General features: G+C 67.9%; 14 protein-coding genes and 1 pseudogene. 9 read left to right on the forward strand and 6 right to left on the reverse strand.

The features are described from left to right. The first annotated feature begins 4 nt into the window (after positions 1-4). Positions 5-1,465, forward strand: coding sequence for a 30S ribosomal protein S1 (gene rpsA / locus FOH10_RS09260; RefSeq protein ID WP_143980399.1), 1,461 nt, complete (start codon positions 5-7; stop codon positions 1,463-1,465). A 101-nt stretch (positions 1,466-1,566) separates the two neighbouring features. After that, entirely contained in the window at positions 1,567-1,932 is a 366-nt protein-coding gene (locus FOH10_RS09265; protein ID WP_143980400.1) for a DUF5655 domain-containing protein, read from the forward strand. Between the two features lie 238 nt (positions 1,933-2,170). On the opposite strand, the gene FOH10_RS09270 is transcribed toward FOH10_RS09265, so the two are convergent. Next, complete coding sequence (locus FOH10_RS09270; protein WP_029929002.1) at positions 2,171-2,383, reverse strand: hypothetical protein; 213 nt, start codon at positions 2,381-2,383, stop codon at positions 2,171-2,173. A gap of 291 nt (positions 2,384-2,674) precedes the next feature. On the opposite strand from FOH10_RS09270, the pseudogene coaE reads away from it, so the two are divergent. After that, positions 2,675-3,604, forward strand: a pseudogene (gene coaE, locus FOH10_RS09275) (dephospho-CoA kinase); the annotation flags it as partial. Positions 3,605-3,719: 115 nt separating this feature from the next. On the opposite strand, the gene FOH10_RS09280 reads toward coaE, so the two are convergent. After that, positions 3,720-4,244, reverse strand: coding sequence for a ribonuclease FAU-1 family protein (locus FOH10_RS09280; RefSeq protein ID WP_143980402.1), 525 nt, complete (start codon positions 4,242-4,244; stop codon positions 3,720-3,722). A gap of 171 nt (positions 4,245-4,415) precedes the next feature. Here FOH10_RS09280 and FOH10_RS09285 point away from each other — a divergent pair, with 171 nt between their 5' ends. Together FOH10_RS09285 and uvrB are read left to right on the forward strand one after the other, a co-directional pair. Continuing rightward, positions 4,416-4,856, forward strand: a complete 441-nt coding sequence (locus FOH10_RS09285) for a hypothetical protein (RefSeq protein WP_029928996.1) — start codon at positions 4,416-4,418, stop codon at positions 4,854-4,856. A 162-nt stretch (positions 4,857-5,018) separates the two neighbouring features. Next, positions 5,019-7,184: an excinuclease ABC subunit UvrB gene (gene uvrB / locus FOH10_RS09290; RefSeq protein WP_143980403.1), complete on the forward strand. Its 2,166-nt coding sequence runs from the start codon at positions 5,019-5,021 to the stop codon at positions 7,182-7,184. Between the two features lie 26 nt (positions 7,185-7,210). On the opposite strand, the gene FOH10_RS09295 is transcribed toward uvrB, so the two are convergent. Continuing rightward, positions 7,211-7,681, reverse strand: coding sequence for a VOC family protein (locus tag FOH10_RS09295; RefSeq protein ID WP_143980404.1), 471 nt, complete (start codon positions 7,679-7,681; stop codon positions 7,211-7,213). A 59-nt stretch (positions 7,682-7,740) separates the two neighbouring features. Here FOH10_RS09295 and FOH10_RS09300 point away from each other — a divergent pair, with 59 nt between their 5' ends. From FOH10_RS09300 to FOH10_RS09310, 3 genes are all read left to right on the forward strand, one after another. Continuing rightward, positions 7,741-8,619: an AraC family transcriptional regulator gene (locus FOH10_RS09300; protein ID WP_143980405.1), complete on the forward strand. Its 879-nt coding sequence runs from the start codon at positions 7,741-7,743 to the stop codon at positions 8,617-8,619. 75 nt (positions 8,620-8,694) lie between these two features. After that, on the forward strand, positions 8,695-9,111 hold the full coding sequence (locus FOH10_RS09305) for a DoxX family protein (RefSeq protein ID WP_143980406.1): 417 nt from the start codon (positions 8,695-8,697) through the stop codon (positions 9,109-9,111). 446 nt (positions 9,112-9,557) lie between these two features. After that, positions 9,558-10,010, forward strand: a complete 453-nt coding sequence (locus FOH10_RS09310; RefSeq protein WP_039812738.1) for a universal stress protein — start codon at positions 9,558-9,560, stop codon at positions 10,008-10,010. A gap of 102 nt (positions 10,011-10,112) precedes the next feature. Here FOH10_RS09310 and FOH10_RS09315 read toward each other — a convergent pair whose 3' ends face one another. The 3 genes from FOH10_RS09315 to FOH10_RS09325 all read right to left on the reverse strand — a co-directional run bounded on the left by FOH10_RS09315 (position 10,113) and on the right by FOH10_RS09325 (position 14,193). Next, the gene (locus FOH10_RS09315; protein ID WP_244961830.1) at positions 10,113-12,410 is read right to left on the reverse strand and encodes a HelD family protein; all 2,298 of its coding nucleotides are present in this window, start codon (positions 12,408-12,410) and stop codon (positions 10,113-10,115) included. A gap of 88 nt (positions 12,411-12,498) precedes the next feature. Further along, on the reverse strand, positions 12,499-12,843 hold the full coding sequence (locus FOH10_RS09320; RefSeq protein ID WP_143980408.1) for an antibiotic biosynthesis monooxygenase family protein: 345 nt from the start codon (positions 12,841-12,843) through the stop codon (positions 12,499-12,501). Between the two features lie 9 nt (positions 12,844-12,852). Further along, positions 12,853-14,193, reverse strand: coding sequence for a sensor domain-containing diguanylate cyclase (locus FOH10_RS09325; RefSeq protein WP_342355918.1), 1,341 nt, complete (start codon positions 14,191-14,193; stop codon positions 12,853-12,855). Positions 14,194-14,384: 191 nt separating this feature from the next. Between FOH10_RS09325 and FOH10_RS09330 the strand changes: the two genes are divergently transcribed. Continuing rightward, positions 14,385-15,575: a beta-ketoacyl synthase N-terminal-like domain-containing protein gene (locus tag FOH10_RS09330; protein WP_228812307.1), complete on the forward strand. Its 1,191-nt coding sequence runs from the start codon at positions 14,385-14,387 to the stop codon at positions 15,573-15,575. Positions 15,576-15,592 lie beyond the last annotated feature (17 nt).

A 15,592-nucleotide genomic window follows, 5' to 3' on the forward strand; every position in this document is an offset into this window, starting at 1 on the left:
ACACATGCCCACCACTGTCACCTCGCCGCAGGTAGCCGTCAACGACATCGGCTCTGCCGAGGACTTCCTCGCCGCTATCGACAAGACGATCAAGTACTTCAACGACGGCGATATCGTCGAAGGCACCATCGTCAAGGTCGACCGCGACGAGGTCCTTCTCGACATCGGTTACAAGACCGAAGGCGTCATCCCTTCCCGCGAACTGTCCATCAAGCACGATGTCGACCCGGCCGAGGTCGTTTCCGTGGGCGATGAGGTCGAGGCCCTCGTTCTCACCAAGGAGGACAAGGAAGGCCGCCTGATCCTGTCGAAGAAGCGTGCTCAGTACGAGCGGGCTTGGGGCACGATCGAGGAGCTCAAGGAGCGTGACGAGGCCGTCAAGGGCACCGTCATCGAGGTCGTCAAGGGCGGCCTGATCCTGGACATCGGTCTGCGCGGCTTCCTCCCGGCGTCGCTGGTCGAGATGCGCCGTGTCCGCGACCTCCAGCCGTACGTCGGCAAGGAGATCGAGGCCAAGATCATCGAGCTCGACAAGAACCGCAACAACGTGGTGCTGTCGCGTCGCGCCTGGCTGGAGCAGACCCAGTCCGAGGTGCGCAGCGAGTTCCTGCACCAGCTGCAGAAGGGCCAGGTCCGCAAGGGCGTCGTGTCCTCCATCGTCAACTTCGGTGCCTTCGTGGACCTGGGTGGCGTGGACGGTCTGGTGCACGTCTCCGAGCTGTCCTGGAAGCACATCGACCACCCGTCCGAGGTCGTCGAGGTCGGCAACGAGGTCACCGTCGAGGTGCTCGACGTCGACCTGGACCGCGAGCGTGTCTCCCTGTCGCTCAAGGCGACCCAGGAAGATCCGTGGCGTCAGTTCGCCCGCACCCACGCCATCGGCCAGATCGTGCCCGGCAAGGTCACCAAGCTGGTTCCGTTCGGCGCGTTCGTGCGCGTCGAGGAGGGCATCGAGGGCCTCGTCCACATCTCCGAGCTGGCCGAGCGCCACGTCGAGGTGCCGGACCAGGTCGTGGCCGTCGGCGACGACGCCATGGTCAAGGTCATCGACATCGACCTGGAGCGTCGCCGGATCTCGCTGTCGCTGAAGCAGGCCAACGAGGACTACTCCGCCGAGTTCGATCCGTCGAAGTACGGCATGGCCGACAGCTACGACGAGCAGGGCAACTACATCTTCCCCGAGGGCTTCGACCCCGAGACCAACGAATGGCTCGAGGGCTACGACAAGCAGCGCGAGGAGTGGGAGTCCCGCTACGCCGAGGCGGAGCGTCGCCACAAGATGCACACCGCTCAGATGGAGAAGATGGCGGCCGACGCCGCGGCCGAGGCCGCCAACGGCGGTTCGTCCAACTACTCCTCCGAGAGCGGCGCGCAGGCCGCGCAGACCAACGAGTCCGCCGGTGGCTCGCTGGCGAGCGATGCCCAGCTGGCCGCCCTGCGCGAGAAGCTGTCGGGCAACGCCTGATTCACGCCTGATGGCGTGAGCTGAGCTGCATGTCCCCCGGGTCCTGACGGACCCGGGGGACATTGCGTTTCCGGGCCCCACCCGCGGCGTAGGGTGGGGCAATGGCTGTCGCGCAGGGAATCGCGGAGTTCTTCGACGGCGACGAGACCGGTGCCCGTATCGCCGAGGCGGTGCGGGCCGCCATCGCGGCGGCCGGGGCCGCGGAGATGCGGATCAGCAAGAGCCAGATCGGGTTCCGGCGCGGGCGCGCCTTCGCGCAGGTGTGGCGGCCCGGGCGGTACGTGCGATCCGATGTGCCCGCGGTGCTGACCATCGAGCTGCCGTACCGAATGGATTCGCCCCGTTTCAAAGAGGTCGCACACCCGGCCACCGCGCATTGGACCCATCACCTCGAGCTACGCGAACCCGACCAGGTGGACGACGAGGTACGAGGTTGGCTGGCGGAGGCGTATGAGAACGCCGGTTAGTCCGCACCCCAATCGCCCGCTTCCGCGATTACCCTCTGCATATTCGCGCGAATTGGCGAGAATCCGCAGCGTCGATCCACGGGAGCGGGGATTCGAGTTCCCGGTGAATTTCCGACGCGACGCCGCACATCCGGTACCAGGAATTCGCCGTGCCGCATTGCCCGTGCCGCGCGAGACGCGACACCTGACCCGGGATCGCGTACGAATCGCGACCGGTGCGCCGGTGCGCGTGACAGGCTCAGCTGGCGGTGGCGGGCACCCAGTGCGCGGCGGCCTCGGCGGAACGCTTGCGCATGGCTGCGAAGCTGTGGCGGGCGGGGCTGATCAGCATGGTCAGCCACGAACGGCGATGCTCGGCGAGAGCGGCTGCGACGGCGGGGATCTCGATGCAATGCACTGTGCCCGCCAGGCCCAGACGGTGGCGACCCGTCTGGATGTTTTTGGTGCCCACTGAACTTCCTTTGCTTGCGTGTAACCGGCCGGGTATCGCCTCCGGCGAACCTTAGCGGAACAAAAGTGTGCCGTACCGGATTTTCCGTGACATTCTCCCTGGCGTGTCGGAATGTTGCCGACGGGGGGTCGGGATTGGTGAAAAATAGTTGCGGGCCGGTCTCGTAATTATTACGGAATGGGAAAACTCGGCGCGGGGAAGTGGAATTGCCGGGCCCGGTGGGTAATCACCTTTTTCGGCTGGTAAAGGCCCGCTGCGCGCCGATCGCGTGCCGGATGCGAGACTGGTCGAATGTTGCGAATCGGTCTCACCGGAGGCATGGGAGCGGGCAAGTCCACGGTGGCGCGCAGCCTCGTCGCACGGGGCGCGGTGCTGGTGGACAGCGATGTGATCGCCCGGGAGGTGGTCGCACCGGGCACCGAGGGGCTGGCGGCCCTCGTGGACGCCTTCGGTTCCGATATCCTCGCCGCCGACGGCAGTCTGGACCGTCCGGCCTTGGCGGCCAAGGCATTCGCCAGCGATGCGGCGCGGACCACGCTCAATTCCATCACCCATCCGCTGGTGGGTCGCCGCACCGCCGAACTGATCGCCGCCGCACCGGCGGACGCCATTGTGGTGCAAGATATTCCGCTACTCGTGGAGAACGGTCTGGCACCGTTCATGAATCTGGTGCTGATCGTGGACGCGGCCGAGGAGACCCGGGTGCGCCGACTGGTGGAGTTCCGCGGGGTGGACGAGGCCGATGCGCGCGCCCGCATCGCCGCTCAGGCCACCGACGAGCAGCGTCGGGCCACCGCCGATGTGCTGCTGGACAACAATGGCGCGGAGGATGCCGTGATCGCCGCGGTGCATCGGCTCTGGGAGGAGCGGCTGGTGCCCTTCGAGCGCAATCTGCGCACCCGGACGCCGGTGCTGCCGGTGGATCCGCCTGTGGTGGAGGCGAATCCGGAGTGGGGGGCGCAGGCGCGGCGCATCATCGCCCGTCTCGCCGTCGCCTGCGCCGCCGACGCCTCGGCCATCGACCACATCGGCCCGACCGCCGTGCCCGGCAAGCCCGCCGAGGACGTCATCGACATCCGGATCACGGTGGCGGGCCCGGCGGTGGCCGACGGGCTGCGGGATCGCCTGGCGGATATCGGTTTTCCCGTCGTCGGCGCGGCTCAGGTGACGGAAGGTGAACGGCTGCACGCGAATGCGGATCCGGGCCGCCCGGCGCGGGTGCTGATCTCGGCCGCGGACTGAATCGGACGGCCCGGCTGTCGGCCACGGCGTCGGCGGCCGGCTGCGGCTCCGGTCGCCTGGCCGAGCCGTTCGGCACTACAGCCGACTGAGGGAGTTACAGCCAGCTGAGCTTGATGCCCTGTGCGCCCAGCCAGGCTTCGAAATCATGGCCGTGCCGGGCGATTCCGTCGATGGTGGCGGTGGCGATCTCGATGGCCCGCTGCGCCCGATCCAGATCCAGATAGCCGGCGGCGTGGGCGGCGAGCAGCTCGTCCACGTCGAGCAGCTCCACCTCGCGTCCGGTGCGCACCACCAGATCGAGGTAGTGGTCCACCGACTTCCACGTGGTCGGCTCCACCTGGCTGAACTCGCCGATGTCCACGTAGTAGTCCTGATCGCGCAGATGCGCCGGGGTGAAGTGGAATACCGTGGCGCGCAGGGACAGTTTCGGCAGCAGCCAGGATTCGATGTAGTGGAATTCGGGATGGTCGGACGTGCGGGCCATGTACAGCCCCCAGGGCTCCACGTGGTAACGCTCGACGCTCCGCACGAAGCCTTTGGGGTCGATATTGGTGAGTTCGTCGACGTTGAAGTACTCCACCTTCGGTCGGTGCAGGTCCACCGTGGGCGCCTGGGTCATGCACTCAGCATCGCTGTTCGCGCGGAGATCGTCCAGGGGAGTGTGGGTCGCGTCGCTCGCGGCGTGAGATTTCCCGCGGCGATTTCTGGGAAAACCCGATCTGAAACATTTCTGTTTCGATACTGTGCGGCTAGCTCACACCGGTGAGCGGTAGGACAAGGGAAGCAGAGTATGAACGCACAGGGGACCCGCGCGCGGCGGGTAGGTATGGGACTGACCACCTTCGGCGCCGTGGCCGCGACCATCGTGCTGGCCGCGCCCCAGGCCGGCGCATGGGTCGGCAATCTCGAGGTGTCGGGCAAGGACCACAAGGTCGGCTGCACCTACACGCTCACCGCCTCGGTCGAGGTGGATCGGTTGAGCTCGGTGAAGTTCTCCGACAACGGCAAGGAGATTCCGGGCAGCCCGGTCAGCCCGTCACTGCTCAGCAACAAGGTGAGCATCAAGTGGACCCCGCAGACCGCGGGCAGCCACCGGCTGGAGGCCCGCCAGATCCTGATCAGCGATTCCATCACCGTGCAGGTGGCCGAATCCAGCGGTGGCTCCGGCAGCGCCTCGGGCAGCGCCTGCGGCGGCGGCCTGGGCGGCCTGCTCCCGAGCCTGTCCGGTTAGTCGGAGGTCTGGCAGTCCGGGAACCGGAGCCGCCCGGCTCGAACCTGATTCGAGCCGGGCGGCTCCGCTCGTTGCGCGCCGACGACGGACCGACGGCGCGTTCGCCCCGGTCCGGGCCCGCTCCGGCGGACTTTGTCGGTGCCTGGTTCTAGGCTGGTGAGCATGGCTTTCGCAACCGAGATCCCCGATGATCTGCCGCTGGCGCATTCGGAGTTCCGGCCCATCGGTGAGATCGAGCGGGCCGACGGCCGGTTTCAGGTGGTCAGCGAGCATCGGCCCGCCGGTGACCAGCCCGCGGCCATCGAGGAGTTGGAGCGGCGGATCAACTCGGGGGAGCGCGATGTGGTGCTGCTGGGCGCCACGGGCACCGGCAAGTCGGCGACCACCGCGTGGCTCATCGAGCGGCTGCAACGGCCGACACTGGTGATGGCCCCGAACAAGACCCTCGCCGCGCAGTTGGCCAATGAGCTGCGGGATATGCTCCCGAACAACGCGGTCGAGTACTTCGTCTCGTACTACGACTACTACCAGCCCGAGGCGTACATCGCGCAGACCGATACCTATATCGAGAAGGACAGCTCCATCAACGACGATGTGGAGCGGCTGCGGCATTCGGCCACGTCCAGTCTGCTGTCACGGCGCGATGTCGTGGTGGTGGCGTCGGTGTCGTGCATCTACGGTCTGGGCACGCCGCAGTCCTACCTGGACCGGTCCATCCAGCTCGAGGTGGGCACCGAGGTGGACCGCGATCGGCTGCTGCGGCTGCTGGTGGATGTGCAGTACACGCGCAATGACATGTCCTTCACCCGCGGCACCTTCCGGGTGCGCGGGGATACCGTGGAGATCATTCCGTCCTACGAGGAACTCGCGGTGCGCATCGAGTTCTTCGGCGACGAGATCGAGGCGCTGTACTACCTGCATCCGCTCACCGGCGATGTGGTGCGGCAGGTGGACGTGGTGCGCATCTTCCCGGCCACCCACTACGTCGCCGGACCCGAGCGCATGGAGCGCGCGGTGCGCGATATCGAGGTCGAACTCGACGAACGGCTGGCCGACCTGGAGAAGCAGGGCAGACTGCTGGAGGCGCAGCGGCTGCGCATGCGCACCCAGTACGACCTGGAGATGATCAAGCAGGTCGGCTTCTGCTCGGGTATCGAGAACTACTCCCGCCATATCGACGGCCGCCCCGCCGGATCCGCGCCCGCCACCCTGCTCGACTACTTCCCGGACGACTTCCTGCTCGTCATCGACGAATCCCACGTCACCGTGCCGCAGATCGGCGGTATGTACGAGGGCGATATGTCGCGCAAGCGCAATCTCGTCGAATACGGTTTCCGGCTGCCGTCGGCCATCGACAATCGGCCGCTCACCTGGGAGGAGTTCGCCGACCGCATCGGGCAGACCGTCTACCTGTCCGCCACCCCCGGCCCGTACGAACTGGGCCGCACCGGCGGCGAATTCGTGGAGCAGGTGATCCGCCCCACCGGGCTGGTGGATCCGCAGGTGGTGGTTAAGCCGACCAAGGGGCAGATCGACGATCTGGTGCACGAGATCCGGCTGCGCACCGAACGTGACGAACGCGTCCTGGTCACCACGCTGACCAAGAAGATGGCCGAGGACCTCACCGACTACCTGCTCGGCCTCGGCGTCCGGGTGCGCTACCTGCACTCCGAGATCGACACGCTGCGCCGCGTGGAACTGCTGCGTCAGCTGCGGCTCGGTGAGTACGACGTGCTGGTCGGCATCAACCTGCTGCGCGAGGGGCTGGATCTGCCCGAGGTGTCGCTGGTCGCGATTCTCGACGCCGACAAGGAAGGCTTCCTGCGGTCGAGCACCTCGCTCATCCAGACCATCGGCCGCGCCGCCCGCAATGTGTCGGGTGAGGTGCACATGTACGCCGACAAGATCACCGACTCCATGCGCCAGGCCATCGACGAGACCGAGCGCCGCCGCGCCAAGCAGATCGCCTACAACGAGGAGCACGGCATCGATCCGATGCCGCTGCGCAAGAAGATCGCCGACATCCTCGATCAGGTCTACCGCGAAGCCGAGGAGACCGAGGTCGAGGTCGGCGGTTCGGGTCGCAATGCCTCGCGCGGCCGCCGCGCCCAGGGCGAACCCGGCCGCGCCGTCTCGGCGGGCGTCTACGAGGGCCGTGATGTGAAGAATATGCCGCGCGCCGAACTGGCCGACCTGGTCAAGGAGCTCACCGACCAGATGATGAACGCGGCCCGCGAACTGCAGTTCGAGCTCGCGGGCCACCTCCGCGACGAAATCGCCGACCTCAAGAAGGAACTGCGCGGTATGGACGCCGCCGGACTGTCGTGACGGGCGAGGTCGTTCTCGTGACCGCGTCAGCCCTGCTGGGCCATCCACTCGTTGACCCGGCGGTCGGCCTCCTCGCGGGAGACGTTCTCGACCCGGGTCATGACGATCCAGCGGTGGCCGAAGGGATCCATGACGCGGCTGAAGCGCTCGCCGTTGACGAAGGTCTCCGGATCTCCGACCTCGCGCGCCCCGTGCTCGCGGGCGAGTTTCGCCACCGCGTCCACGTCGGGGCAGTAGTGGATCACGCTGGAGTGCACCCACCCCGCTTCGGGAGGGCGCACGCCGTGATCGGGCATGGGGACGCCGAGCTGGAAGGTGGAATCGCCGATCCGCAGTTCGGCGTGTGCGGGCTGGCCGTCGGGGAGATCGTTGCGGGTGACGAGTTCCGCGCCGAAGACCGCGGTGTAGAACTCGATGGCCTTGTTGCCGTCCGGGACGACCAGGAAGCAGGAGATCGAATGGTAGCCCGGGGCAATGGGATTCACGGTTTCGCTCATGGCAACCAGTCTCGCCACCCGGCCCCGCCCCGGTCTTGTAAGAATGCGACAGCCCACCGATGAACGCCGACCCGCCCGACCCCGCCGCCCCCTTCGCCCTGCGGCGGGTGCCGCCCGAGACCGCGAAGGGCATTCTGCGGCCGCGGGAGCAGCTGCGGGTCTACAGCCATGAGCGATCGGCGGCCGGGCCCGAGGTGAGCCGGTATGTCGAGTGGTACTGGGCGGTGCGCTGGGATCGGCGCGGTATGCCGCCCTATCGCGCCGAGATCCTGTCCTACCCGGCCGTCAACATGACCTTCGAGCGCGAGCCCGGTCATCGCGGCGGCTTCGTCACCGGCGTCACCACCAGCAAGTACGTCCGCGAATTGCATGGTGAGGGTGAGACATTCGGGGTGAAGTTCCGCGCGGGCGGATTCGGCGCGTTCACCGGAATGGATGTCGGGGCCATTCGGGACACCGCCGTCGAACTGACCGAGGTGCTGCCGGAGGCGGTCGGGCTCGCCGACAAGGTGCTCGCCGCCACCACCCCCGCCGACCGCCGCCTGCTCGTGGAGGACTTCTTCCGCGAGGTGGCCCAGCGCCGGGCGATCGTCGACGATACGGCGTACCAGCTGGTGCTGCGCATCGTCGACGCCATGGAGCACGATCCGGAACTCACCCGCGTGGACCAGGTCACCGATCGTTTCGACGTCCCGGTCCGCACCCTGCAGCGTCTGTTCCGCCGCTATGTCGGCGCGGGTCCGAAGTGGGTGCTGCGTCGCTACCGGCTGCAGGACGGGGCGTATCTGCTCGCCCAGGGGCGCACCACCGACCTCGCCGACCTGGCCGTGGAGCTGGGCTATTTCGATCAGGCCCACTTCTGCAAGGAGTTCGCCGCGGAGATCGGTATGCCTCCGCTGGAATACGCCCGCGCCTCGCTAGCCTCCTCGCAGGAATGAGCACATCCCACGGCTAGTTGGTTGCCATATCACCCGAACGGGTACCCGGCAGTCAACCCGACAGAGGAGCTGGCAATGGATGTTGTGGTGTTGATCGGACGGGTCCTGTTCGTCGTTCTCTTCCTCGGCTCAGGCATCGGGCATCTCACGCAGGCCGACGCCATGGCCGGATACGCGCAAGCCAAGGGCATCCCCTCACCCAAGCTCGCGGTGGCGGGTTCGGGTGTCCTGATGCTGGTCGGTGCGCTCATGGTGCTGTTCGGCATCTTCGCGGACCTGGGTTCGCTGCTGCTGGTGCTGTTCCTGGTGCCGACCGCCTTCCTCATGCACGCCTTCTGGAAGGAAACCGACGCCACGGCCAAGCAGACCGAGATGATCCAGTTCAACAAGGACATCGCATTGGCGGGTGCGGCGCTCATGCTGTTCGCCTTCTTCGCCCATACTCCCGAACTCGGAATCACGGTGACCGAACCTCTTTTCCACCTCGGCTGAGCGTGGCGGCGCGCTAGTATCGCAGCGCAATATCGTGCTCGACAGGGAGTGAAACGCATGGACCTCATCGGCTGGATTCTGGGGCTGTTCTGGGCCGATCACCGCCCGTGGCCCTGATCCACGAGCTGATCACCCGGCCCGCCCGCCCCGGATAATCCGCGGCGGGCGGGCCGCTCCCTATCCGGGTCCACCGCTGTTTGTGACGAATATCCCACGGCCGCAATAACGTTCGGCTATTTCCGGCGGCGTCGGGATATGCGCGACAAGTGCTGGTAGCGCGGGTCGTGTCGCTGCGACACAGCGGAATGTGTGCTGATGCTGTGACGGCACACAAGTGTGATGTGCGGCGATATCGAAAAGTTCCGCCGGATATGCCGCTATTGTCAGGCGAAGTTGCCGTGACACCACGTATCGGTGTCCGCACCCGACTCACGTTGGAGGAGAGAATGACCGCCTACCGGAGCATTGTCGTCGGTACCGATGGCTCGAACTCGTCGTACGTCGCCGTCGAGCGGGCCGCGGCACTGGCCGGTGACGAGGGCGCCACCCTGTACATCGCCTGTGCGTACTACCCGACCGACGACCGGGATGTGGCCGCGGCCGCCGATGTGCTCAAGGACGAGGCCTACCAGGTGCGCGGCTCGGCACCCACCAGCGAGATCCTGCGGATCGCCCGCGAGAAGGCCGTCGCCGCCGGTGCCGCCAATGTCGTGGAGAAGTCCGTCGTCGGCGAGCCGGTGGAATCGCTGCTGTCGCTGATGAAGGAGGTCGAGGCCGATCTGCTGGTCGTCGGCAACCGCGGCCTCAACACCATCACCGGCCGTCTGCTCGGCTCGGTCCCGTCGGATGTGGCGCGCAAGTCCCGCACCGATGTGCTGATCGTGCACACCGTGCGCTGAGCCCCGTCCGGGGCGTCGGCACCGCCGAGCCCGGTTCATCGAAGACGCGAGCGGCCCGTACCCGACCGGGGTACGGGCCGCGGCGCTGTCGGCAGCGCGAACTCAGGCGAGCCGGTGCAGTACCGGGGGCAGGTCCTCGGTGTGCACCACGGCCAGTCGCTGCGTCGCGCGGGTCAGGGCCACATAGAGGTCGTTCAGCCCGCGCGGCGACTCGCCGAGCAGCCGACCGGGCTCGACCAGGATGACCGCGTCGAACTCCAGACCCTTCACATCGTGGACGGTGAGCACCCGTACCGAGTCGCCGCCCACCTCGGACAGCTCCGCCACCAGATCGTGCGGTGCGATCACCGCCGTGGTGCCGGGGCGGTCGGCCTCGGCGGCGACGAGTCGCTTCACCTCGTCGGCGCGCCCGCTCGGCTCCACCCGGTGGGCGGCGGGCGTGAACCCGGAGTCGCGCACCGAGCGCGGCACACTGGCCCCGGGGTCGATCTCGGCCAGCACATCCGCGGCCACCGCCATGATCTCGGCCGGGGTGCGGTAGTTGACGGTGAGCTCGGTGAGCTTCCACCGCCGCGCCACATACGGTTCCAGCACCTGCTGCCACGACGAGGCACCCGCCGGATCGCCGGTCTGCGCCACATCGCCGACGGCGGTGATCCAGCGATTCGGGATGCGGCGCATCACCATTCGCCACGCCATCTCCGAAAGCTCCTGCGCCTCATCGACAATGACATGCCCGTAGGTCCAGGTGCGGTCGCCGGCGGCGCGTTCGGCGGTGGTCTCACGCCGTCCCACCCGCTGCCGCTCGGCCAGCTGGCTGGCGTCGATCAGGTCGTAGGCCATCAGGATCTCGGGATCCAATTCGTCCTCGAGATCCTGCGGCGCCGAACCGGTGAGGATGTCCAGGGCGTCCTGCGCCTCGGCCAATTGGGCCCGCCAGCGGCGGCGGGCGCGCTCGCGCTCCTCGGTATCGTCCACGCCGAGCAGTTCGGCCAGTTCGTCCAGCAGCGGCGCGTCGGCGGGGGAGAACTCGCCGCTGTCACCGCGCCGCAGCTCCCGGCGGTCCTCGTCGGTGAGCTTTCCGGCGGCGCGGGCCAGGCGCTGGGGATCGGCCCACAGCCCGCCCAGCACCTCCTGCGGGGTGAGGATGGGCCACAGCCGTGCGATGGCCCGCTGGATCTCCGGATCCGCCCGCATCTCGTCGCGGATCTCGGTGAGATCGGTCTGCGACAGCAGATTGCGCCCGCCCAGCGGATTCGCGCCGATCAGCTCGGCCAGCTGGTCGGTCAGCGCGTCCACCACCGCGGCGGCGAACACCGGTCGGGCCAGATTGTGCGGCCGGCGCGAGGACCGGGCCCGCCCGCGCGCCTTGGTGACGATCTTGCGGTCCAGGGTCAGATCGTGTCCGTCGAAGTGCAGCCGGATCGGCTCCGCGGGCACCTCCTGCCAGTCCCGCACCGCCTTCTTCAACACGTCGAGCATGTCGAGCGAACCCTTGAGCTCACCCGCGCGCAGCGAATCCTCCAGCGTCGCACGGACTCCCGGATACAGGTCACCGATGGTGGACAGCAGTACGCCGGTCTCGCCGAGGGAGGGCAGCACCTGGCCGATGTAGTCCAGGAAGGTGGAGTTCGGCCCGATGATGAGCACGCCCGCCTTGTCCAGCTGCTGCCGGTAGGTGTACAGCAGATACGCGGCGCGGTGCAGCGCCACCGCGGTCTTGCCGGTGCCCGGCCCGCCCTGCACCACCAGCACGCTCTTGTGCTCGGAGCGGATGATGGCGTCCTGCTCGCCCTGAATGGTCTCGACGATGTCGTTCATATGCCCGGTGCGGGCGGCGTTGAGCGCGGCCAGCAGGGCGCTCTCGCTGCCTACCCCGCCGTCGGAGTCGATGGCCCCCGCGCGCTGGGCGGCCGCCAGGTCGAGGTACTCGTCGGTGACCGCGGTGACCTTGCGATTGCGCGAGCGGATGTGGCGCCGCCGCGTCACCCCGTCCGGTGCGGCGGTGGTGGCCAGGTAGAACGGCCGGGCCAGGGGCGCGCGCCAGTCCAGCAGCAGGGTTTCGTAGTCGGCGTCCTCGTCGAGGATGCCGATGCGGCCGATATAGCGGTGTTCGCCGTCGCCGTTCCCGCTCGGCTCACCGTCCGCGGTGGCCGCCAGGTCGATGCGCCCGAAGCACAGGCCGTGCTCGGCGGCATCGTATTTGGCCAGGTCCTCGTGGTAGAGCTGGGTGAACGATTCGCGTTCGCTGCGGGCCTGCGGGGTGCCGCCGGTTTCCAGCAGGACGGTGCGTAGTCGGCGCTGCGCGTACTGGCGCATCCCGTCCAGCCGCTCGTACAGCAGCGTCAGATGCCGCTGTTCCCGCTCCAGCTCCGCGGTGTCGGAGTCGGTCGCGGACACAGGACGCTCCTCGGTGAGGTCGGGCAAAACGGAACTCCTTGTCACCGCGCGGATACACGCGCAACGTTCGAGAACAGAGCAGTCGAGTCTAGTTCCCCTCCGGCGACACCGCCGTATTCGCAGGTGAGGCGGCGGTGGTGAGCTCGGACACCGGGGCGAAATGCTCGACCACGGGAAACGGCTCGTAGAACGGATGTAGCAGCGCCTTCCATTCCCGATATTCGGCCGAACCGCGGAAACCCTCGGTGTGGTCGGTGAGCCGATCCCACTCCACCAGCAGCAGATAGGTGTCGGGTCGCTCCAGGCAGCGCGACAGCGACAGCGATCGGAATCCGGGCATACCCGCGATGATGTGCCGGGCACGGGCGAAGGCGGCTTCGAAGTCGGCGGACTGTCCGGGGCGCACCGGCAGCAGGGCGTGCTCGAGGATCATGCGCGGCTTTCAGGAGGCGTGGGTGTTGTTCGGCCGCCGGGTCACGGGGGAGCTGTCGCGGTGGCCCGGCGGCTTGGCACGGTACATCGCCACGTCGGCGTCGTGCAGGACGGCCTCGGGGGTGCGGGAGTCGCCGGGGTGCAGCGGGGTGATGCCGATGGAGGCGTCCACCTGGATGCGGTGGCCGCGCGCGATGATCGGTTCGGCCATGGTCTGGCGCAGGCGTGCGACCAGCGCCTCCAGATCCTCGCCGAGAGTGCGGCCGGACAGCAGCACCAGGAATTCGTCGCCGCCGATCCGCCCCACGATGTCGTCGGTGCGCAGGCCGCGCTGCAGACGCTGCGCCACGATCTGCAGCACCGTGTCGCCGATAGCGTGGCCGAGGGTGTCGTTGATGGCTTTGAAACCGTCCAGGTCGATGAACAGCACCGTGGACACCGGCAGATCCTCGGTGGTGCCCAGCGCCGCCGCCAGCCGCGAGAGCACCAGCGCCCGGTTGGCCAGCCCGGTGAGCGGATCGTGGGTGGCCTGATACTCCAATTGCCTTCGGCTGGCCCGGAATTCGGTGATGTCGTTGAACGACGACACCGCCGAGGACTGCGGGTCGCCGGGATTGAGCAGACGGCTCGACCCGGACAGCCAGCGGCGCTGCCCGTCCGGCCGGTCCACGCCGAACACGTAGCCGACCACGGTCTCCCCGGTGGCCAGGGTGCGCGCCACCGGATGCCGGGTGGGCGGCAGGGTCATGGCGTTGGCGTCGAGCAGGGTCAGCGGCAGCGCGTAGATCGGGGTGCCGACCAGATCCTCGCCCTCGTGGCCGAAGATGCGCAGCGCCGCCGGATTGATGGATTCGATGCGGCCCTGCCGGTCGATCACCACCACGCCCTCCTCGAGCTGCGAGACCACGGTGGTGAAGTGCTGTTCGGCCCGGCGCTGCGCGGCCTCGGCGGCGCGCTGGGCGGACAGATCGTGGATGACCACCTGGTACGCCAGCCGGTTGTGCCAGGCGGTGAGCACCGAGACGGTTTCCACGTCCAGCAGGCTGCCGTCGGTGCGGACCAGGGTCATCTCGGCGGGTTCGGAGGCGGCGCCGGCCTCGGTGAGGCGGCCGATGCGAGCCAGCATGCCGGGGACGGATTTCGGGTCGACGAAGCGGGTCACCGGCTGACCGACGAGGTCCTCGGTACTGTCCGCGCCCAGTAACCGGACGATTGCCGGATTGGCGTAGACGAGGATGCCCCGCTCATGCACCACCACCCCGTCGGGGCTGTGCTCGACGAGGGATCGGTACCGCTGAGCCAGTTGTTCGGCATCGGTCGGGTCGTTTGCCCGATCGTTACCCACTTCCACGTCTGTACCCCCTGATCGTCGTCGACCTACGTCGGTGGAGCACGGGATCATTGTCCTTGGAGCACGGGATCATTGTGGTGCCGGGTGGCAGCGCTGCACAGTCCCGGCGGTATTGAATGAATCACGATCCCGCACTGCATCGGGACCCGATTGGTGATCATTACAGGCACCAGCTCGCGAAGGAGCGATGCATGACCAGTAGTACGTCGAAGTCCACGGCACAGCACCAAGATCATATGACCATCGCCGGGATAGGCGCGGTCACCGGTTACGGCTGGGGCCGCGAGACCCTCTGGGAGGGTTTGCTGAGCGGTAAGCCCGCCGCCCGGCTCTTTCCAGGGTACGGGCCTGATCGCGATCGACAGGGATGGGTCGCGCGTGTCCCCGACGGCGGCGATTCGGCGGTGAGTCCGAGTCGCTACGGGCGTGCTGTGCAGCAGGCGGCGCGCGAGGCCGTCGCCGACGCCACCGAGCGCGGCTGGCGGCCCGGTCGGCGGGTGGGACTGCTGCACGCCATCGTGCTCGGCGACGTCTACGAATGGCGCGACTTCTACGTTGTCGACGGGGCTCGACGCCGCAATCGCGACTATCTGCGCCTGCTGCCCTCCACACCCATCGCCATGCTCATGCGGGAGTTCGGATTCCACGGCCCGTCCATGAACGTCACCGCGGCGTGCAGCTCCAGCAATGTCGCGCTGATCACCGCCAAGCTGTGGCTGGACAGCGGTTTCGCCGACGACGTGCTGGTGGTGGCCAGCGATCTGTCCGCCACGCCGGATATGGTCGAGCCGTTCGTGCAGTTGGGCGCGGCGGTGGACGACACCGAACCGTTGCAGGCGTGCCGCCCCTTCCAGGAGGGCAGTCGCGGGTTCGGCTTCGGTGAGGCGTCGGTCGGCTTCGTCCTCACCCGCGACGCCGACCGGCCGTACGTGAGCGTGCTGGGCGGCGCCATGTCCAATGACGCCTACCACGTGCTCTCGGTGGATCCCTCACACGAGCAGATCTTCGACTGCGTGCACCGGGCGCTCGCGGATGCCGGGATCCGGCCGGATCAGGTGGACTACTTCAACACCCACGGCTCCGGCACCAAACAGTGCGACGACGCCGAGACCGCGGTGCTGGAACGGATTCTGGGAGGGCGGCCCTGGGTCACGGCGCTCAAACCGCTGGCCGGTCACTGCCAGGCCGCCTCGGCGGGCGTGGAGGTCGCGGCCGCGGCCATCGGCTACGACCGGGGCATCGTGGCGGCCGCCCCGATCGTGGCGGCCGCACACGCCCGACTACTCGACGGCCCGACCCCCATGAGCGGCGGCATCACGCTGAAGACCGCACTCGGGATGGGCGGGCACAATTCCGCCGTGGTGCTGGGTCCGGCGCGCTGATTTCGGCGGCGGCCTCG

It is taken from the genome of Nocardia otitidiscaviarum (genome assembly GCF_007362295.1).
GTDB lineage: Bacteria > Actinomycetota > Actinomycetes > Mycobacteriales > Mycobacteriaceae > Nocardia > Nocardia otitidiscaviarum.